This is a genomic window from Vibrio sp. Vb1980 (genome assembly GCF_033338615.1).
In the GTDB taxonomy this organism is placed as follows: domain Bacteria; phylum Pseudomonadota; class Gammaproteobacteria; order Enterobacterales; family Vibrionaceae; genus Vibrio; species Vibrio alginolyticus.
This window is the reverse complement of the sequence record NZ_JAWOSZ010000025.1, coordinates 1-20,953: the sequence shown is the minus strand read 5'-3', so window position 1 is coordinate 20,953 and position 20,953 is coordinate 1. Positions and strand designations below refer to the sequence as shown.

Here is a 20,953-nt window from a genome sequence, read left to right as displayed (position 1 = left end):
TAGACCTGCAACGATATAGTGCACCGTTTTGACTAACCCAAATGAACAATTTCATATGCTTTTTGACAAGCTGTAAATGGTATAAGGAAATGCCCACAGATTGATTTTATGAGAAATTCACCCCTAATTCTGATATGATAAAGTTAATAGTAAAACTAAGTAAAGGTCTAAACTGGCGTGATTAATTTATTTAAAAATAAAGAGAAAAAGAAGTTTGAAGATTCAAGAGAAAGTATGATAAATGCAGCTGTTCATCTCGGTGTCATTCACATACTAGAAGCCGCTAATACTTTCCGTAGTCAGCAGCATTTATCTGAAGAAGCTACAGTTGACATTCCACAAAGTATCATTAAAGACTATATGACAACGACACTGGCTATTCTTGTTGACGATAGTGGGATCAACGCAAAAAAAATCGGTAATTTAAAGCTCGGAAAACTTGTACTAGATGCCACTTCCCAAGTTATTGCAGAATTGCCCGAAAACATTAAAGTACAATATTAAGATATTTATACCCGAATTCAACTGCGAAGTGCGACACTCTCCATATCAAGCAGCCAAAGTTTTTAAACACTACGGTTGGCTGGTTGAAGCCAAAACACTTTCTTGGGCGATAATTTATCCGAATATATATCGACTATTATGAGGTCAGTGCTTGTGTAAACCCACAAACCCCGCGTTCTAATTAGGTTTGATTAACTGAAATTTAGTGCTCGCATCACACTTCGGGGAAAAAGTTTGGTAGTGGTTTAAAATTAGCAATCTAGTGAAGCTGCTATTTCTAATTAGTAACAGCTTCGATAGTGATTTTTTTATAGGTATCATCAATACAATTATAAAGGTCGAGCCAATTGTAATCAGGTGCAGTTCCTTCCATTACATCATTTAACTCACTTCTGGCCTTCAGAAGTAGTTTGTTAGACGTATTATGCATCGATAATGGTCTGCATATATTAATGGCAGCATTAGCATAGCCTCCATTTTTCAATGCAAACTTAAAAAATTCTATGGACTTTTCTTTAGCTATATCATGTTGATTCATGCAACTAAGTAGATCAGGTTGTCCTGTACAAATTTCAGCGTTAAACACTGATTGGTATAGAGCTGTGCCGATACATACTCTCTTAAGCCCTTCTGGTGCGTTGGCATGACACTCATTAACTAACTCTTCACAGCCACCGTCTTTACATACATACGAGATAAGAGACTCAATTTCAGGGAAATTTTGTTCAGATAAAAGATCTAACGTGTCTTTACATTTAGAATAGACAAGTTGAAAAAAATCTTGCATACCTAGAGAGCTAAATCTAGCAGATACGAAAGTATTCCCCCTTGATAATTCAAGATCAAAATTATCAGACGCTACTAACTCTCTGATTTTTTGCACATCATAAGATAGTGGGACAACCTCGATTTGAACTGCATTTTTTCCTTTCTTTCTAACCACGTTTCCTTGAACTCTATATACACTGTTATCGCTACTTAATGTCAATGTCAGCTTTTCAGAAGTATGAAATGTCGAATTATCAGTAACATCAGCTAGAAGATAAAATTTAGGCAACTCACAACTATCCACTTGCAGTGCGATCCTAAATTCACTTTGCTTGCTTGTTATTTCTCTCGTAACAACTTCATGATATCTATGGTCTGTTTTGTAATTAAAAGCCCCCATATAGTCTTCAATTATCCTCACAGCTCGATTCTCTAGATAAGACTCACACCCATCAACCACCTTCAAGTAATGTGCTGTAAACCCAGCTAAGCTGAACTCTTCAACTTTAATATCGAAGTACTTTGCGTTCTCACCGATAATTGTGACTTTTAGTCGTCTACCTTCTTTTAAGTCATCTAATAAATTACTTACGGGATAGAGATTTATTGGGTAGAAATTCACCTGCTTAGTAGTCCCGATTTCAAAATTAGACGAAACAATAGTTGATATGGTGTGTATCCGATTTCCAATTTCGAAATTCAGAGTTACAGGTAAACCTTTAGGAGGAAGCACCTTAGTCGTTGTAGATAAGTTCAGTAGTATTTGTGGTTGATGGCAGTATTCTTTATTTCTAACCAATCGCAACGTATGCCCCCATACATGCTTGCCATGAGTAGAAGAAATCAAAATAGTATCTTTCTCTTCATAGGTATAATCACCATACTCCCAAGGACTCTGGCTAGCTGAAGACGACAAAGAAAGAAAAGTTGTCATAAATATCAGCAGTGCATGAGTAAGTTGCTTAATTACTAAAATCAAGTTTAATGTCCTAAAAATTCGATAACTATCTTGGTTCTATGATGGTTGATATATAAGAACCTCATTACATAACGCCTTCTGGTAAGTGGCAATATTCGGTACGAACTAGTTAGGGTTACTTACCATCGACTACAAGCTGATCGCATCGTAACCTCGCTATAGCTTTACGTTCACCCCTATCTTCAATAGCGATGAACTGGGAATACGCAGCATCAACACAACCATCATATGTTTTCAAACTATCGTCAATAAAAACGCACATTCGACATATCCTATTATTGCGGCGACAGTAGTTTTCTTAAGCATAACTCCAACCTGTATTAGCTGTGTTTAACTAATTTCGACTCTTTGAGATTCATCCCCCATTTACTGTAGATACAATAGTGGTATGGGGAAAAATAAGTCAAATGAAGCTCTACAGAATTGAGATGTAATCACCCCTAACATTGAAAGGGGCATACATGTTTTAGAGTGGATGTTCTAAGGCGCTTGTGTCCCTGAGCTAGGTGTCGTAACAAGCTTCAGGGAAATGGCGTAAAAAAGGCTCTCTAAGTAACAAATTTTTAGTAAATTTAGGTATTTTAAAGTTATGCCTTCATATCTAAGCGAGAAAGGAACAACTCACAATGAATCACATTGTTGATAGCCAGAATCTAAGCAGCGGGTTGATATTCGCTTAGCTTTAATTGAATCGATCCAGCTAATTTTTGAACGCGCCAGTTTAATTAACTTGTCAGCGTCACTATGTCCGTTTAGTTTCGCTATGGTTCCCCATATATATCCATTTATATAATTTTTTTCGTCTCCTAGAATATACATAGCGCCTAGGTTGAACTGGGCTTTTGCAAAACCTTGAGTTGCAGCGATTCGATACCACTTGATCGCTTCTTTTTCATTTCTGGCTAATCCTTGGCCATTTTCATACATAACTGCGAGATTATACTGAGCCTGAACAACGCCTTGGTCTGAGGCTAGTCGATACCATTTCATAGCTTCGTTATAATTTTGTGGGGTGCCTTGGGCACTGGCATACATAACACCGAGGTTATATTGAGCTTGTGCTAACCCTTGTTCAGCAGATGAACGAGTCCACTTAATCGCTTCCGTATAATCAACAGGTAAAGCTCCACCTTCGGCATATAAAAAGCCAAGATTGTACTGGGCTTGTGCATTTCCTTGCTCAGCGGCTAGGCGGTACCATTTCGCTGCTTCAGTATAGCTTTGAAGAACTCCTATACCCTCAGCATACATAACTCCAACATTAAGTTGGGCATCTGAGTTACCTTGTTTTGCTGACAAGAGATACCACCTTGCAGCATCATTATAATTTTGAGGAACACCTTGACCACCTTGTAGCATGACACCTAGATTGTACTGGGCTTGTGCATTACCTTGTTCAGCGGCTAGGCGGTACCATTTCGCTGCTTCAGTATAATTTTGAGGTACTCCTTGGCCAAAGGTGTACATCACACCAAGGTGGTACTGAGCGCTTGCTAGTCCTTGTTCAGCAGACAATCGAGTCCACTTCGTTGCCTTACTGTAATTCTTCTGTACACCTTCACCACTAGCGTACATAAGGCCAAGATTATATTGCGCCCTAGCGTCACCTTGTTCAGCAGATAGGTAGTACCATCTCACTGCTTCATGAAAGTTCTGAGGTACAGTGTTTCCATTGTGGTACATTACGCCGAGCTTGAACTGAGCTTCCGCAACTCCCTGTTCTGCTATTCGAGTTGTGCTTTCAAGTACACTTTCAGCACATGCGCAGAGACCAAAGGTTAAAAATAAACAAAAAACTAGTCGAGCCTTACTCATAACATGACCTATAGACTGAACAAATTACGGGTGATTATAAACACAGCATGAGCAACCAATAGAAAGTTAATAGGTTGGTTTAACATATTATTTCAACACATTATTAGCATAAGTGAAAGTTGATCAAAAAATGGTTTATTGGATTGATGGCAATCTGCACGTAACTTCGAGTGGGTTATATGTGCTAGGCAACTAAGAAGGATTCGTTCCAATTTGCCATATGGGGATTTAATATTTTAGAGTGGATTATCTAAGGCGCTTATGTCCCTGATTGAGCTGAAAATCAGAGTGATCAAAACAATACACACCAGATCTACGATTAGGAGTAGAGTGTCAGCAGGTTAGCTCTCCAGACTGCCTGAATCGTTCGAAACGATCCTTTACCAAGTTACGGTATACCGGATACTCACTGAAGTAGCGCACAATTTCCTCTGCGTCTCTCCCTGAGTGGCACAGTTCACGCTGTACATAGGTAAATATGTTGATGAACCTTACAAGACTGATTTCATCTACAAGAGAATCAGCTTCAGAAAATGGAACATACAAGATGGCGATATCACTTTTAAACTCATCTGCTGATAATAGCCCCCCTTCCTTAAGGCGCTTAAATCTTGCTTTTATAGCATTGGTGTCAGGATCAACCATCCAAAGCTTCAGTTCCTTCTCGTTTAAGAAAGCTTCCTGTCGATAACGACAGTAACTTTCATCTGTACACTGAGCAGCCAGAATATCTCGGTATAACTGTGTCCACGTTATACGATCCTTTTGGTACTTATCCTTGGCCCAGTTGTTCTTTAAGCGTTCAAGGAACACCTCTATAGAAGGAACAACGAAAGTTTTACCCTGTTTTTCAGCTAGCTCTGGCAGATAATTGCTCAATGTAGGAGAAGGTTGATGCGATAGCTCCATCATTAAGTCAAACAAAGCAGCCCAGTACATCACAAGCTTGATTACATATTCAGTAACCTGTTCATTTGGCAGTTCTGGGAGTTGCAGTCTATCTATAAGCAGCCAGTCTCTTACAAATTTTTGAATTACCTCGTGGTAGTTTTTTTCATCGGTACCTTTGAGACATAAATACTCGATTTCGCAATGAGCCAGAAGGAAACTAAAAAACTCATCTAGCTCAAACCTGCCGTATTCATGATGAGCCTTTCTGAATGATGCGACCGCTACCTTCATCCCGAACCACGCACCTAAGTGCCTAAGTTCATAACCCTCGACTTCACTCAAATAACTATCGAGGTCAAATCCCGTTAGACCACATACTGCCTTCAGTTCCCGAATGAGTTTCTCTGGATCTCCGTTACGATAATCTCTGAACATCTGCTGATCATGAGTAATGTTGGGATCTTTTTTCAGCATTCTCATTAGTTTGACGAATGCGTCGGAACCTGACTTTATATCTTTAGTTGATACCCGAAAGAATCCGGTAAGACAGTTAAATAGAATTCCTCGGTCAGAAAGTGCGGTAAACATATTTCAGTGAAATGTCCCTTTTTTAATGTTTGTACTGAGTGAGAATACCTCTTGATCAGGCGAAACAAAACCATAAGGGGACAGCAATGACAGACAACATACAAAAAACAATACAAAGCGGTGCACAAGCACTTTCATTGCTGAGTAAGGTACGTTGCGTGGAAAGCTATTCATTTTCATCCGGAGAAAAAGCAAAAAGCTTATATTCATGGCCTACGGAATTTGAGAAAGACAATGTAGTTGCTAATGTGCTTCAACAAAATGGAAAAGCTTTGGGGAACCACTGTAGAGTAAAATCATATCCAGTCTCTTACATCCAGTATCAAAACTATCAGTCTGTTTATGCGCCGGAAATCATCAGCATCCGAGTTTCACGCTGTCTACTGGATGTATATAAACTTCTATTCAAAATAAACACTATCACAAAAGTTACGGCTGTTTGGGACAGTGTGAAGTATCCAATACGAACATACCCTAGATCTATGGCTGACATAGATGGTTTAAAAGAGTTTGCCGAATACCGAGATGCGATGCTTGTTTTCGATTTCAGCAACGAAAAATACAGTACAAAGATTCCAGCATTTGCATACCGCGCATTATTGGTAGCGTCAGAGGAATTTAAAACCTTTTCTATTTCTTCTGACGACAGAAGTCACTTCATTGGTAACGTCACAGATAAGGCGGGGAGAAGTAAAAGATACCTCGTTCACAACGGCAATAAGGGATACCTCTTTGAAGTGATTAATGAAACCTCTGACTCAGTCGATAAGCTGGTTGGCTGTGACAAATGGGTCGAAGTTCTGAAAAAAGACGGCTGGAAGTTTTACAACGATAAGCAGTCTGATATTCAATGCAGCCGCCTTACTAGTCCTAGATATTAGAATTCACTCCAAATCGAAATGGCAGTTGCAGTGCCTCCTTTGCAATAGGTAAGGCAATTAGATTTCTAACACTAAATGGCTTTTGTCCCTGAGGAACGATAGAAATCCCTATAGGCCACTTCTAAGTCTTGATTATGGACTGTTGACATTCCCCATTCGAAGAGTACTCTTGTAGTAGGGCGTCCGCCTTACTTGCGTATGAGTAAAAACAGACATTTCAATAAATGATTATCTATTAATGAATTAATTTAATGACCTTTGGCTGATTAATATCGACTCAAAAGGTTTAAACGTGCGCCCGGAGTCGATCTAAAAGTCGGAGCATTAATCATGTTAGATAAGCAACTCGTACATGCCTTTCATCAATCATTAAAAAATTACTTACCGGATCTTAAATTAGGTCAATCCAGAGAAGTGGTTGCATCTTTTTATGGATTTAAATCTGCGGCTAGCTTGATTAAGGTTGGTTTCGTGCTATCTGAGTATGACCTTGATAGCCGACAAGCAGATTTTTATGACGATGAATTTAACCAACACAATGAAACACCATTATTATTCACCAACGAAAAAAACGTTCGACATCGCCTTAGAAGGCTATCTAAAGCTGTATTAGCAGATGCAAGATTAGAAGAGCAAGTCCTTCTACATATACGTAATAACCTGTTTCTAAAGAACTGTAAGTTCTACAGTTGGAATGAGATCGAACCATGGATGGTAGATAGTTTAGGTGAGAAACTAGTTGAAAAATTGAGCCATGAAGGTAATGCAGCCGCTGCGTATTCATATGTTGTTCATCACTTCGATGGGATTGAAATAGACGATAATGCAGGCCCGCACGAGGACTACTGGTATAAGAAGTACATTTCTGGCGAAGTCTTGGAAGGGGGCGCTCTCCGCTTTGCAAAAGAATACGAAGAAAAACTATCTGTTCAATCCGAGTATCTATCACTACTAAAAAGAGCGGCTGAGCTAGGAAGTAAAGAAGCAATGATGCAACTCGCTGAAAACACTGATGACGTAGAGGTAATTCGAGAGTTGGCTAAACAAGGTTACTACCCAGCAATTGAGTTTGCTTATGAAGTCTATAGTGACACTCAATATGAGGAATTGCTTGCATTTAGCGGAAATACAGCAGCTATTCTTAATCTCATGGAAAAATACGAACATTCCTCAAAAGAAAGTGAACAATATAAACTCATTTTTTTGAACGAACTAGCCAACCTTTATGGTTATTACCCGACCCAATCGATTGCTGATAATGATGAAGATTATGGGCCAGTATTCATCCTTTATGCAGGTATATCTCTGCCTAAAGTAAGCAAAGAATTGGAGCTGAAAGCGAAGGCAGAAGCTCAAAAGGTTTTCAACCAACATAACTACTAATTAATGACGAAAGCAGCTTTCGAACTTTGCACGGGGGCTGCTTTATCGTCTAAGGTTGCACATTCGAAATATAAACATTTAGGTTACAGACGCTAAGGCGCTTCTGTCCCTGAGTGGACTAAATCACCCAGTGTCGTAGACCTGAAGCAAGAGCTAAAGGATAGACCTACTACAACTGTTACGGTTACTGAACCAAGCAAAGGCTTCAACTTCTTCCCTCCATTCAAGACAGAAGAACAACTCAAAAAAGCATACAAGAGCTTATCTCTTGCGTATAACCCTGACAGAGGCGGTGACACAGGATTATGAAAGAGCTTAACGACCAATACAAAGCTGCTTCAGCTAACTAAATAACTGGAACTAACTTACTGGAAAAAGTGCTCTGCTATGGAGTTGGACGCTAAAGGCAGTATTTACAAAAATGCGGCGAATTCGACTCGACAGTTTCGGATAGGGCTATCCGAGTATTTTCTCTAATTGCAAGCGGTGTGAGAGCTGACCAATCACATGTGGGATGTGTGTAGTTTTACAGCTTTAAAATAAGAGCCTGTTATATAAGAGCTTCCGATTAGTATTATCCCATATTTTATTGTGATCTCATGGGCTGGCAGCTTCGTTCTATCTATGTTCACCTTCAGGCAGTCCCTGCACGAAATCAACCAATCGCTAGATAACTCTGGTTCTGACGATTTGATAGATAGAGTTAGCTCACACTCTTTTTCACCAAGGCTGGCATTTACTACATGAAACAAGTTCATTCTGTCTTCAGAGTTTAGCTTATCAATATACCGAACAAATTCCTCCACTTTAGGCTCCTTCTTAGAATTCAGTAACGATGGATTAAAACAGAGATTTCTTTAAATCCAAACTGATTTATGTTTCCAAACTACCTTTAGAAGGTAGGCTTTGGTGTGTGTAATGGTGCGTATGATGGTGGCTTTGATGTGATGGACGCACCTCCCTTCTAACATTGCTGTACCACACTACAGGTACAGCCATTAACGGGCGATGAGCGAATTTTAGAGCGGGTGTTCTATGGCGCTTTTGTCCCTGAGTAATACTATACACCGATTAATTGAAAAGAGGGGACGTCTCCATCCCCTCTAAGCCTATCCATAGTACGTATCGTCCATACTGTAACCACCAAGTTTTGATAGAGCTTCGCTTTCTTCTTCTGTATGCGGGGTATTTAACATTCTGAAATACTCACCCATTTTCATTTGAAATGCTGCACTTTCGATAATCTCTCTAGGTACATCAGGAAGCTTTGAAGAAAAAATGTCAATAATCGCAGTTTGAAGTTGATCATCATCACAGAACAAATATAGCTCTTCAGAAGTATCGGAGGTATGACAAGACTTTGCGAAAAAGATGAGGTCACTATGGCCTTTATGGCCTAAAGCGTGAGAAAGCCAATCATTTCTCTTGAAAGCTGAAATTAGAGAAGTTTCTGATTCATCAGAAATCAGAACTGCGAACTGTTTAGCTGATTCTTTAAACTGTTTAAGCTGTGAAGGGTAAACTGGATACTTGTTTTTTTTAGACATACATCAATCCTCGTTTATTGGGCTAAAGACATGCAATGTGACTCTCACGCACTATTCCCAATGAGCACTGATTCATTAGTTAAGTAGAAAGCGCCTTGACCACGAGTCAGGTCTAGGTGGCGTCAAACCTAGCCTGTAAGGTATCAGGTGGATAATAAGTATGTCAATGGCCTTAAAGTAGCCTCCACAACTTGCTTTTGTTCCATAGCTGGGTTGTTAAATGCTAATCCTGATCTGGAAGCCTCTGATGGTATTGACGACTTTCTTGAGGTACAGTCAACGCATGTGTCGGAATTAGAACCAAGCTACTTGTGCTAGTAACAAAAGCCTCACAAGGTCGTATGAAATTTCAAAACTGGCAAGACTTGTAATTTGTCAACACCAAGGTGTAATAGCTTACCTCAATGGCGTTTGAGCTAGCTCAGATTTGGACAGAACCGATTTAGAGCAACCTATAAGATCTGGTCACATTAACGAAACTAAACCTACAGGTGACATTCAGCCTAATTCAGATAATTCAAGGTTCACTTGTTGTTTTTACTGCCTGAAAGCTCATTTACTTCTCTTTTAAACTGAACAATTGTCCACCATTGACCATCATTGACCACGCGTGGACAATAAGAATATGTCTACTTTTCTTGCTCTGATAAATATTCAAGAAGATAGTTAGTTAAGGCAATACGAAAAGCCCTACCACCGCCCGTAACGTTTTTATAGCTTTGTCCCGACACATCAAGCTCCAGTGCATCGCACCTTCCCCAGTGCTTAGCTGATTTGGAGTAATCCAAACGCCCTAAAATAGCCCCAGCTTTAGCAAATTCTTCTAAAGCTTTTTTCTCAAGAAAAAGTTTATGTATGACTAACCCTAGTGATTGCCAAAGTGTCGTTGAGTAATGAAACCCATTTTTGTGCAAAAGCAATTGAGCTTTTACTGAAGTCAGCCACGCTTCCATAAATACGCAAATATAGGTTTTTATCGTATCGATATGCTCACTACTAAAATGGCCAGAGCCAAACAAATCGACTTTGTTTTTATCTTGGTAATCTGCACCGCCGATCGCACCAAGAACTAAACGAATCATTGTTGCCTCAGTAGTCACATAAGGGTCTTTAACCGAAAGCCTAACTGATGACGTTTTCATTCCCCCGAAAGATTCAAGAGCGATATCTTCCGCAATCTCTCTCACATAGGTATTCACAGGCAATTCAGCATTTAGGCTTTCAATTAAAGGTGCATAAATGTTGTTTTCAGCTTGACTGTACTTTTTATAAAGAGTGATACATGCCTTTTGTGACAATGGCTCTGTAGGTGAGAACAACAAGTTGACTTGCACAGGATAACGTGCAAGTTCTTGCCTAACTCGACTATTTTTCTGAGTTAAATCCTTAGAGATACGCTTTTTCTCAAACGGATGACTGAAACCACTAATCTGCATCATGGCAAACAACGTAATTACACCATCCACAATCATAGTATCGAGAGGATCGTATTCCAGTTCTACGATACCTCTGCCTAAAGTCTTATGGCTTAAGACTTCCGCTACAACAAAAGTGAGAGATGGCGGTGGCACCTCAACTAAGTTATCTAAGCCCGATTCGATAGCACTTTTTGCTAGCTCAATCCTCTTTTGGTTCTTTCGACTGTGTATCGATTGAAATGCTTCTTCTAGTTCATTTGGTATGTCAAACAATGAGAATAAGTTAAATAAGTCAATAACTTTAATACATGCCGTTAGTTGCTGAACTTTTCCAAACGAGTGCATTGAGCACAAGCCCTCCAGCCTCACTGATTTCTTTTGCAATGAATGAACCCCTCATTATGTTGAGTTTGCATTCTAAATTGAGATTAAAACAAACATTGATCGGACGGCTCGTCCGATCAATAATTAAATGCTTAACTTTGTTGAATCGGAAGGTTTTAGATTTATGAGCCTGATAAATTTGAGGTAGAAAAATGACTAGAGAAACAGAAAAAGACCAAGAAAACAATGAGGTAGAAGATTCCATTGTTCAGGGGTTGATGGATAAATATCAAAAATCTCCCAATGAATACTTAGCCAGCTCAATGCAGTTAATTGAATCATCCTCTCTCAGGTTAGACAGGAAGGTAATGGAAGAAATCTTTAAATCGAATTCCCAGTACTATCCTCAGCTAAAGATCATAAATTTAGATACTCCTATTCGACATGAGGTTGTACATATTCCTCCAACTGTTGCCAGAGACATGCTCAAGTTCTCAAGAAGGGGAAAAATTAATACTGAATTAAGTAACCGTCGAATTAACCGGAGCACGGTCAGAAAATTCATGGAGGACATGAATGAAGGACGTTGGTGCCTTACTGGAGAGCCGATCATTATCGGTCATGATGGTGAAATACTGGATGGGCATACAAGACTAGAGGCAGCATCAAAATCAAATTATGGTTTTATTGCGATCATCATTTGGGGGATTTCTGATGCCCTAGCATTTGCTCACACAGATACTGGTAACGTTCGCTCAAGAGCTAACGTCCTTGAAATGGCTGGTGTTAGCGTAGATGCAAGAGTTCTTTCTCAGGTTGCGATGCTTTCAAAATCTTTTGACATGACAGCCAACCCATACGCGTTTAGAGGAACTCAAGGCACCTCATTTCAACCCGCTGAAATACTTGATTACGTACAGGGCAAAGATGAATTAGCGTGGTCAGTTAATTTGGTTGCTTCTTTAGCTAAGGAACATAAGCAACAAATTCAAGCGTCTCAGGCAACTATGGCGTTTGCGCATTACCTTATAAACGAAAAATTAAAAAGTTATGAAGGAGATGACATTCCTATCACTCCTGATATCTACATCTCTAATATCATTTCAGGTTTGGGACAAACTTCAACAGAAAGCATTGAATATAAAGTACGTGACTACCTTGAGTCGATAAGGAAAGAGTCAACATCTTATGCTCTACTATGCCGTCTATCGTGCATTTTCAAAGGGTGGAATTCATATTTTAATATTCCGGTAGTAGGCAAAAGGGTATCTGTTCGACGTGTAGCGAACTTCGTAAAGAATGAAGAAGGTGAGCGAGTTCCAGCAAAAGCAGCAGGAAATATCAAAGAGGCTTTCACAATACCATTTTTAATGCCCGGAAAAACACCTAGTAGAGTGAAGAAACGCTCTGCCATGAAACAGGTAAATAGATAGTCTTTTTTAAGGGTGGCAGTATTGCTGTGTGGTGCTGACACTCTCCCTTTAAACAGCTAAATATAAGCTATTTTGCAAAAAAAAATAATTATATATGACCAATTACATGTACCATTCATCACCCTGATAATTTACAAGATAGTACATCCCCCATATACACCGAGGGCCTTTAATCACCGTTTGCGAAAGCGAACTATGTTTTCAGCTTTTTCAATGATCAAGCTTCTTTGTGCCTCTCTCGGTATTTGCTGCCACATAGATGTAATCAACTCATCAATCTCTGCAATCTTTTCATTTAAAGCGGCATCCTTTCTATCACACTCTTCGCTCAATCTAGCAATGGTTATTTTCGCTTTTTTTCTTTCCTCCTCACATCGTTCCAACTTAGCTTCTAGTTGTTTGTAAATAGGAGATGATTTGACATCATCAACGGCTAACTCTTGTTGTGAATCACTGCTACCATGAATACGCTCAGCTTCAGCATCTTCAATCTCACGTATTAACTCTGGGTAGTGCTTTAAGGCACCATTTGAAAGTCCAGCTTCTTTTTCAACACCTGATTTAGTGATTCTTAGAGGTTTATTAGCCTTAACCTTTAGTTGATACTTTCTATTCGTTGGCGTATTAGCCTTGAGCCGTTCGAAGGCTTGCCGCAACTGAGTTTCTGTTGATTTTTTTGTCATAGGGACTCCGTTTTATTTACCGTTTGAATTAGCATTTCTGAGAAGTCTCTACTTAGAGCATAAGGCTCGTAATCAAAATTCAGGTCATCCATAATCTTCTCCGATGCCCTTATTGTCATAACTAATTTTGATAATGAACTATGATTTAGATCGCCTTGTTCATGTAGAAAATGAAGGTTTCTCATAGCGTCAATCCTAGAAGTTTCCGCAAAAACGACGTCTTCGATAAAATCGAACTCACAGTCAACACACTCACTTAGATCAATATTTATCCTCATTGAACACAACTTATTGGTACACATCATACCCGGAGCAATCACATGAAGATGTTTTATATCCTTATTTAATTGCTCAATCCAGTATTCCCGTGTTAGCAGATTCTTATTCGTGCCATCTTTGAAGAAATTTTTCCCCTGTCGCGCAATCTCTTTGGCTGCCTGTTTTCCTTTACCACCTGCCACTCGTTCACCATTAGCTAACTTACTGTAAATCCTTACATATATCTCTGCTAATTGCTCAACACGCTCCTTATCGACTTCCTTATAAATTTTAGGGAAGTTACTACTATTTCGAGCATACCACCGAGTCATAGAAATCGATAAATGACTAAATTGCTGCTTCAGAGCAGGGAAAGAACAAAGCTCATACCCAACCAAGTAATAAGCTAGAGAGCGCCTTAATGTATGTGGTGTTACTGGAAACTTATCTCCTAGTTCAAGCTCTTTAGCGGGATCTGATATATTCAAATAGACAAGGTCGTCACTAGTCAAAAATAAACTGACATTAGAGTGCTTTTCAATCGCCGTTATAATAAGATGCTCAACCGTTGATTTACTGCAAGGCTTTACTGACTGGCAGCTTCTAAATCCAGCCCACATCCTACGCTTTTCTTTCCCTTGAAAACGCTTGTTGAAGCTTCTATACACAGAGGACAAGACATTGAATGCATCATACCCTTCCTCTGTTGTTACAAATGTATCCTTTTTAGTTTGAGAGCCTTTCTTTATTTTTGATTGTCGTGTTGTTAGTAGGTGAATTATTTCTTTATTTGAATTTCTTCTACTATCAGAAAAGGTTAGAGCTTGGGCACCAAACCCAATATGTGCTCCGTATAACTCATCAACCCGCATACCTGATAATTGTAGGCATACAAAACCACAGGTTCCTACAATGTCTCTAAGTAGATCTTTTAACTCAGAACGACCAAAAATTTTTCCATCAATAGTGACCTGAAATCGCTTAATACGGTCAGGGTTAATAGAAACCTTAAAATCTACCTTTTTAAATATATCTAGCCATAAGGAGTTGCTCTCATAATCTATTAGCTCTATACCATTCGCATTCAACTCACTAATAAGCTTTTGGGATCGTTTCGTTGGTTTACTAACGAGTGCTCTTTGTCCGTGTCTTATTTCTTTAATAGCTTTCTCTAGTTCTTCCTCTTCCCATCTAAGTAATTTCTCTACAGCGGTCTCAATTTCCCATGAAATCGATTTGTAGTATTGAACTTGAGCCTTTCCCCATTTCATTAAGTCAAAATATATTCTGAGAGGTACTACGGCAAACTGATTAGGTTCTTTCCATCCCGCAGAATAAGAGGAAGCCTTTAGTCGGCTAAATTGAAGTTCAAAAGGCAACCAAGGAGAGACATCATAAAGAGCGTTTAATCCTTCGAGGCGAGTTCTGGTATTAAATATAAATGGGTTAATATCAAAAATCTCATCTAACTTCTCATCTGTTAGCATTGATAGATCATAAATACCATTCTCTAAAAAGGTTGGAAGTAGTTTTTTTAACTCATTCAACCGACTCTTCAATGTAGACAACTGAATTTGATTGGAAGATAAATATATCGAGACCACAGCAAAAACCTTAAGCTGATATTTTAAAACTGATATAGGATCATTAATCAACAGAACATTTGAGTGTCCACATAGTACATCTTCAATATCGAATCCAAGATTTGTTTTTCCACCATCAAAGTCCAAAAATGAATCTAAAAAAGGCCATTGATCATCTCGAAAATAGATAACTACTCCTTCATCCTCGAAAATTACAAAACTATCTAGCTCATCGGATTTACCGCTTACCAGTAAACGTTCTAATATGTCAGTAAAGGTTTCTTTACCAGACATTAACGTCGATGACGTTTTGAATTTACTTGATTCAATCACGGCTGATGAAATCATACTTTGCCCTTTTTCGTTTCAGTTTTTATTTAAACAAGAAGTAGCGCCCATTCTCTTCAAATAAAAGATCCGCTTTTTTAATGGTTTCTTCCGGTAAAAACTCCAATAGGTGTTCATACCTGTCTATCTGTCTCTGAAAAAACTCTGCTCTCTCTGGAAATTGCACGATAGAGTCATAACGAGAGTCAATAAAACTTATCAGCTTATACACTGAATTGACATCATCTATAAGCTGCATACTCTCGCAAAAAATACATAGATCATATTGATAGCAGGTTATATCTTCACCTTCTTTGATGATGCCATTTTCTTCCGCAAACTTTTGAGCCGCATAATGCTCGTTTTTTCCTTCAATTAGATTAATTTTTCCATTACAGACAATTCCATTTGGGTTCGATGGATATTTACTTTGCTTCTCCTCATCGTAGGTAAGAACTTTTATCCCACGTTGCTTTCGAACCTCACTCTTAGCGCTTTCGATAGAGTCTCCATCAGCAAGGTGTCCCATAACGTCCAGTCCTTGACTGAGCTGCTTCATATTTACTAGTGGGTGCCCATTTACATAATCTTTACCCTGTGTTGCCTTAGAGTGCTGAAGCACATCCCTAGCTTGCCTACCTTGGTCTGTATCCGTATATAAATTATCACTATTGTAAGCCCGAATCCTACGCGATCCCGTACTCAATAAATATGCGCCATGGTCAATCCCTAGCTCAGCTAAAAAAGCACGCTTAACAGGCATTTCATGGCCTACCCATTGGTACGTTTCATATCGAACCCCCATAGGAAGAAAATATGCAGGCCTAGTCACATTCCTTCCTTTTAGACTCCTTTTATGAGGGTTGAATGTATCTGCTCGATCTTCGATTATCTTAAGTGTATTGACATAGCGCTTAGAGGTGACAAAGCTTCTAATAGATCCATCTACGTAATTGATAAACACTTCTACATCCCCACGCCCTTCAACAGTTTTATAAATCAGAGGGATAAGCGCTCCTTTTAACGGAATATTAGTGATACTTCTTACAAATGCATAAACAAGTGAGTGCACTCTTGTTGATTTCATTACATCTGTTGTCACCTTCCGGGAAATAGTTCTGAATCCAGTCTCATCCGTGTTGGTTGTAATTCTTTCCCATTCTCCCGTAGCTAAATACTTGCTAACCACATCACTCAGGTAATCAGATAAGCCAGACCTATCTTCAGCTAGCAAACCTAAATTAAACGTAAGAGCATTAAGGAGGCGGTCTAAATCGAATTTTTTAATAGCACCTTGACTATCAACGGAATAGAAAAGCTGACCATATTGATCTGGGTTACATTTTTTTGACAATTCTGAGAGTGTATTAATGAAAGTTAGTCCATCTGTATGCTTATGATGCCCTCTCTTGAGTAAGTCACCTAAAATAAATCCAACCTGATTGCCTGTTGCCTCAACATCCTCCTGCTCTCCACTCTCAACTCCGATAAAGTATGCCTCTACATCAGATCCCTTTCTTGCCTTATATCCCTTAATTTTTACATACTTTTCTGTCCGTCCTTCAGCCCTTCGTGTAATAACAGTTAGCGGATGGCGTACTTCTCTAATTTGAGTATCGTTAAATGATGAGTAATAACAAAATAGAATGTATGCTGATACCATCATTTGATTAAATGGTAGGAGATTGTGATTTTTGGTGTCCTCAACACGGCTACCTAAATTAATTTTGACCTCATTGGTTTCACCTTCATATCCAGAAAGACCAATAGAGATATTATCTAACTTATTAGGTATTTCACCATTTTTATCAAAATAGCTAGATATTTCTTTTGCTAGCGAGAAAAAATATGACTGAACTCTGGTTAAAAGAATGTCCATTTCATTCTTACTGTGTGGCTCTGTGTTTCTATCGCTAGATTCAAGTTCAGGCCTTCTTGCATATTTTTCAATAATAGAGTTGGAGCAACCCGCAATGGATAATAAATACTTTACATTTGATGAAAACGAATTTGCGCTGGATGACTTTATACCTAACTCTGTACCATCTGCGTAATTAAACCTATAAGGCATTGGTTCGTTGGCTAGTTTCTCTTGCCTAGATAACTCACCATGCATACCTAATATCCCTTCAATACCATCTCGTTCAAAAGGGTTTAAGTTCTTACGATCACACAACCTTATGTATCGCTTAAAGTGTTTAATTTGATTGTCTTTAGTTGCCTCGGATAGCTCACTATAACAAAAATGTTTGTATATTTTTCTTATAGATTCATAACGCTTTGGTGTTGCCAATATATTACTTGGATCACACTCTATACGGCAGAAATCTTTAAGGTTATAACTAGTTATTTTTCCATTTTTAAGTGTAAACTCTAGTAGCATAGAAATATCATCTACAACACATAAATTCTTTTTAGCACTATCCTTTCGAAGTTGCCTCGATAATTTAGATATTGGACTTTTTGCCACTAGGTTTAGCCTTATTTGTTAAAGAGTTCATCTGCATTCGCATTTTGCATTCGTGCGAATTTAAACCAATTTTCCTTTGCATTCATAAACTTAATATACTTTTCGGTCTCTGAAGCATGTTCGTGCCCCATTAGCTCTTTTAAGTCTTCTAATAACGCATCGAAAGGAAGTCCCGTTTCAATATGCTTGTCACATAACCAATGAGTGGCAAATGTTGCCCTGAGATCATGAACTCTGTAGTACCATTCTGGGTGTGATTCACGTATCTTATCTCTAATTTCCGCGAAACGTTTCTCAAGTGTATTCGAAGAAAATGGGTAGCCATCAGACTTTACAAACAGACAGTTATGATTCAACCAGCACCTGTTGTAGGCATTTGCTCTAGACGTACTCAATCGATATAAATTTAATTGGTTCATAGCTTCAAAAGGTATTTCAATAGTCCGCTCTTTGCTGAACTTGGTTAAACAACCATTGCGCAGTTCACTTATGGTACATTTAACAACCTCAGCCTTAGGGTCTTGAACTTCACTCAAAGGGAATGTGATAAATTCCTCGAGCCTAAGCCCTGACACAAGACTAAGATTCAGCATAAGATCTTTAGGATCACTGAAGTCGTCACCAAGAGCTTCAAGAAATAGCTGCTTATCTGTGTCAGACATAGGCTTCAATTTCTTATGAGGCTCAACAATTTGAACCTGTCCGAATGGCTTGGTAAGTCCCGTGGTCATAACCTTAATGCTGTTCATCCCTTTTTCTAAGTGACCCAGCTTGAGATCATCCACCCTTTTCTGTTTTGATTTACGCTTTTGTATTGAAACAGCTTTATATTCGAAAGGTACAAAATCATCTTTAATTTCAATGATTTTTGAAGCATTTAGAAAATTAAAGTAATCAACTATCTTCAGAGTGTAACTAATAGCCGTACTGCGAGAGTAAAAGCCAGAAATATCGCCGTTTACCTCCCGCTTTACATTTTCCAGCAAGAAGTCGCGAAACTTGTATACCACACCTTTTTCTTTTTCTTCACAAACATCATAGATATTCAATCCATTGATTAACATGAATCGATAGAAGGCTAAAAGTGCTTGGGAATAATCCTTAAGTGTTTGAGGTTTAGAATCATGTTTTGCTTTGAATCTTAGGTACAAGTTGGCTGGTATTACATTTCTGCCTCTTCCATCACATAGAAGCGGGATATCGATAACGGTGGGATGTGGCGATTTATTGTGATGATGTATCAACTTCTGGCGATTTCCAACCTCCCCATCAGCTTCAAATGAGACCCTTGGATACTTATCAACAGTCGTCCTGACAATGGAGTAATCACCATCCCCAAATGATTCTGGCACCATTCGCTTCTGTCTGCCCACTCTATCCTCCTTGACCCATCGTTTACTCCTCCTACTAAAGGGCTTTAATCACATCAGCAATTTTTGCAACCGGAATTATTTTCTGATCAGGATTTAAATCTTTTAGCATTGAGTTATGGTAGTTAGCTTTAGGAAGAAAAATCAGCTTTTTGCCATGTTTCGCCGCTTCCCTGACACGAGCGACCCCACCTTGAACTTGGCGAATTTCACCCGTCAACGCGACTTCCCCGATAAATACTGAGTCTTCAGGTGTAGGTCGTGAGTTTATTGAGCTAATTAGTGCAGCCATAACAGCTAGATCTGTAGATGTCTCAGTGTCAGCCATTTTAAGGCCTCCTACTAAACTGATATTGATGTCGTAGTAGGTGTTAATACCTCCATGTTTTTTCAAAACGGCAGTGATTAATGCTAGCCTTGAATAACTGACTCCGATACAGTTGCGAAGAGGCTTTTCGCCTTCGAAATCAGTAGCTAGAGCTTGAACTTCAATCAAAAGATTTCTGGCTCCATCTTTAATGACAGTGACCGCGGAACCTTCATAGCGTTCTTCACTACCACTTAGAAAAAGACGACTAGGGTTATCAACACTAACCATGCCTCGTTCTGTCATTTGAAAAATACCTACTTGATCAGTATCACCAAAGCGATTTTTATCGGAGCGCAGTATTCTGACGTTACTTTCTGTGACATCAATATGAACAGTAGTATCAATTATATGCTTTAGGGTTTGAGGGCCAGCCATTTTGCTGTCTTTATTCACCTGACCAACCAATATCAATGTAATACCTTCCGTTTTACATAGGCGGTTCAATATCTGAGCACAAGTTTTTACTTGAGTAACACCGCCAGCACTTCCCTCTACACTAGTCGATTCAAAAGCTTGAATAGAATCTGCGATTAGTAATTTAATACCATTCTCTTTAACGGCAGCAACAATATCTTCAACACAATCAGAGTCATCCACCCAGAAATTGTCACTGTTAAATTCTAAGCCTAGCCGATCCTGTGCTCTCTTCTTCCATTGACTCAGGCTCTCTTCAGCCGTTACATACATCGTTGGAGTTGACTGACTCATATATGCGGCAATTTGAGTCAACAGCGTGGTTTTACCTGCTCCGGGATCTCCAGATGCTAAGACAACTGAGCCAAGCGTTAAACCGCCACCAAGTACACGATCAAACTCAGATTGACCTGTGGAAACACGGTTCGCTTCAACAACCGATACATCATCAAGCTTCCTAGCACCCTTACCGCTAGAACCAGCATAACCACCAGAATGACTCCCACCTGTCGCCCTGTTGAGTGCTGACGTAGTTTTTGACATAGCAGCAGGCCTGAACTCAGACATAGTATTCCACGCCTTACAACTTGGGCATTGTCCTACCCACCGAACCGAGTCGTAACCACACTCACTACATAGGTACGCCATTTTATTCTTTGCCAATTTGAGAACCCTATACTTGTTTGACCCAATGAACGATTAACATCAAGTTCACTGCGGATAAGCTTAGACAGCAACCAGTATAAACCCTACGTCTACCTCTAGGAGTAAACTGAAAACCGTGCTCCGTATTCAATGATATTTTATTGTTGAAAAGCATATAGAGCCTGTTTTGGTTTACGTGTTTGATTATTATAACGACAAGCATAGATGACAATTTATACTGTGTCTAATTTTTTATATTCGATAATAAAAGACTATTCATCTAACTAATTAACCAAGACTAG

General features: G+C 39.0%; 14 protein-coding genes. 4 read left to right on the top strand and 10 right to left on the bottom strand.

All coding sequences use genetic code 11. The features are described 5' to 3' along the window. The first annotated feature begins 177 nt into the window (after nucleotides 1-177). Nucleotides 178-504, top strand: a complete 327-nt coding sequence (locus R7F64_RS22575; RefSeq protein WP_115206686.1) for a hypothetical protein — start codon at nucleotides 178-180, stop codon at nucleotides 502-504. A 277-nt stretch (nucleotides 505-781) separates the two neighbouring features. Here the strand turns inward: R7F64_RS22575 and R7F64_RS22570 are convergent, their stop codons facing one another. From R7F64_RS22570 to R7F64_RS22560, 3 genes are all read right to left on the bottom strand, one after another. Next, nucleotides 782-2,251 carry a hypothetical protein gene (locus tag R7F64_RS22570; protein WP_115206685.1) on the bottom strand — a complete coding sequence of 490 codons (1,470 nt, stop codon included), beginning with the start codon at nucleotides 2,249-2,251 and terminating at the stop codon, nucleotides 782-784. A gap of 621 nt (nucleotides 2,252-2,872) precedes the next feature. After that, entirely contained in the window at nucleotides 2,873-4,066 is a 1,194-nt protein-coding gene (locus tag R7F64_RS22565) for a tetratricopeptide repeat protein (protein ID WP_318072092.1), read from the bottom strand. Nucleotides 4,067-4,399: 333 nt separating this feature from the next. Next, complete coding sequence (locus R7F64_RS22560) at nucleotides 4,400-5,545, bottom strand: hypothetical protein (protein ID WP_318072091.1); 1,146 nt, start codon at nucleotides 5,543-5,545, stop codon at nucleotides 4,400-4,402. Between the two features lie 86 nt (nucleotides 5,546-5,631). Between R7F64_RS22560 and R7F64_RS22555 the strand changes: the two genes are divergently transcribed. Further along, nucleotides 5,632-6,426 (top strand): hypothetical protein, encoded by a 795-nt coding sequence (locus tag R7F64_RS22555; RefSeq protein WP_318072090.1) that lies wholly within the window; start codon nucleotides 5,632-5,634, stop codon nucleotides 6,424-6,426. 330 nt (nucleotides 6,427-6,756) lie between these two features. Continuing rightward, nucleotides 6,757-7,809, top strand: a complete 1,053-nt coding sequence (locus tag R7F64_RS22550) for a hypothetical protein (protein WP_203513992.1) — start codon at nucleotides 6,757-6,759, stop codon at nucleotides 7,807-7,809. 1,109 nt (nucleotides 7,810-8,918) lie between these two features. Here the strand turns inward: R7F64_RS22550 and R7F64_RS22545 are convergent. Further along, complete coding sequence (locus R7F64_RS22545; RefSeq protein WP_318072089.1) at nucleotides 8,919-9,356, bottom strand: hypothetical protein; 438 nt, start codon at nucleotides 9,354-9,356, stop codon at nucleotides 8,919-8,921. A 629-nt stretch (nucleotides 9,357-9,985) separates the two neighbouring features. Then, nucleotides 9,986-10,927, bottom strand: coding sequence for a hypothetical protein (locus tag R7F64_RS22540; protein ID WP_318072088.1), 942 nt, complete (start codon nucleotides 10,925-10,927; stop codon nucleotides 9,986-9,988). Nucleotides 10,928-11,310: 383 nt separating this feature from the next. On the opposite strand from R7F64_RS22540, the gene R7F64_RS22535 reads away from it, so the two are divergent. Beyond that, on the top strand, nucleotides 11,311-12,531 hold the full coding sequence (locus R7F64_RS22535; protein ID WP_169608786.1) for a chromosome partitioning protein ParB: 1,221 nt from the start codon (nucleotides 11,311-11,313) through the stop codon (nucleotides 12,529-12,531). A 173-nt stretch (nucleotides 12,532-12,704) separates the two neighbouring features. On the opposite strand, the gene R7F64_RS22530 is transcribed toward R7F64_RS22535, so the two are convergent. The 5 genes from R7F64_RS22530 to radA are packed head-to-tail and all read right to left on the bottom strand — an operon-like array spanning nucleotide 12,705 to nucleotide 20,669. Continuing rightward, on the bottom strand, nucleotides 12,705-13,214 hold the full coding sequence (locus tag R7F64_RS22530) for a hypothetical protein (RefSeq protein WP_069493404.1): 510 nt from the start codon (nucleotides 13,212-13,214) through the stop codon (nucleotides 12,705-12,707). Then, nucleotides 13,211-15,403: a phage integrase family protein gene (locus tag R7F64_RS22525; RefSeq protein ID WP_140299198.1), complete on the bottom strand. Its 2,193-nt coding sequence runs from the start codon at nucleotides 15,401-15,403 to the stop codon at nucleotides 13,211-13,213. Before R7F64_RS22525 ends, R7F64_RS22530 begins: the two co-directional genes overlap by 4 nt. A 25-nt stretch (nucleotides 15,404-15,428) precedes the next feature. After that, on the bottom strand, nucleotides 15,429-17,852 hold the full coding sequence (locus R7F64_RS22520) for a hypothetical protein (RefSeq protein WP_318072087.1): 2,424 nt from the start codon (nucleotides 17,850-17,852) through the stop codon (nucleotides 15,429-15,431). 11 nt (nucleotides 17,853-17,863) lie between these two features. Beyond that, entirely contained in the window at nucleotides 17,864-19,225 is a 1,362-nt protein-coding gene (locus tag R7F64_RS22515) for a tyrosine-type recombinase/integrase (RefSeq protein ID WP_079880565.1), read from the bottom strand. 34 nt (nucleotides 19,226-19,259) lie between these two features. After that, on the bottom strand, nucleotides 19,260-20,669 hold the full coding sequence (radA, locus tag R7F64_RS22510) for a DNA repair protein RadA (RefSeq protein WP_069493407.1): 1,410 nt from the start codon (nucleotides 20,667-20,669) through the stop codon (nucleotides 19,260-19,262). Nucleotides 20,670-20,953: the final 284 nt, after the last annotated feature.

Excerpts from the sequence above, each read along its gene's own strand:
- R7F64_RS22555 (WP_318072090.1), top strand. The coding sequence starts at position 5,632 with ATGACAGACAACATACAAAAAACAATACAAAGCGGTGCACAAGCACTT.
- R7F64_RS22560 (WP_318072091.1), bottom strand. The coding sequence starts at position 5,545 with ATGTTTACCGCACTTTCTGACCGAGGAATTCTATTTAACTGTCTTACC.
- R7F64_RS22565 (WP_318072092.1), bottom strand. The coding sequence starts at position 4,066 with ATGAGTAAGGCTCGACTAGTTTTTTGTTTATTTTTAACCTTTGGTCTC.
- R7F64_RS22530 (WP_069493404.1), bottom strand. The coding sequence starts at position 13,214 with ATGACAAAAAAATCAACAGAAACTCAGTTGCGGCAAGCCTTCGAACGG.
- R7F64_RS22550 (WP_203513992.1), top strand. The coding sequence starts at position 6,757 with ATGTTAGATAAGCAACTCGTACATGCCTTTCATCAATCATTAAAAAAT.
- R7F64_RS22535 (WP_169608786.1), top strand. The coding sequence starts at position 11,311 with ATGACTAGAGAAACAGAAAAAGACCAAGAAAACAATGAGGTAGAAGAT.
- R7F64_RS22545 (WP_318072089.1), bottom strand. The coding sequence starts at position 9,356 with ATGTCTAAAAAAAACAAGTATCCAGTTTACCCTTCACAGCTTAAACAG.
- R7F64_RS22525 (WP_140299198.1), bottom strand. The coding sequence starts at position 15,403 with ATGATTTCATCAGCCGTGATTGAATCAAGTAAATTCAAAACGTCATCG.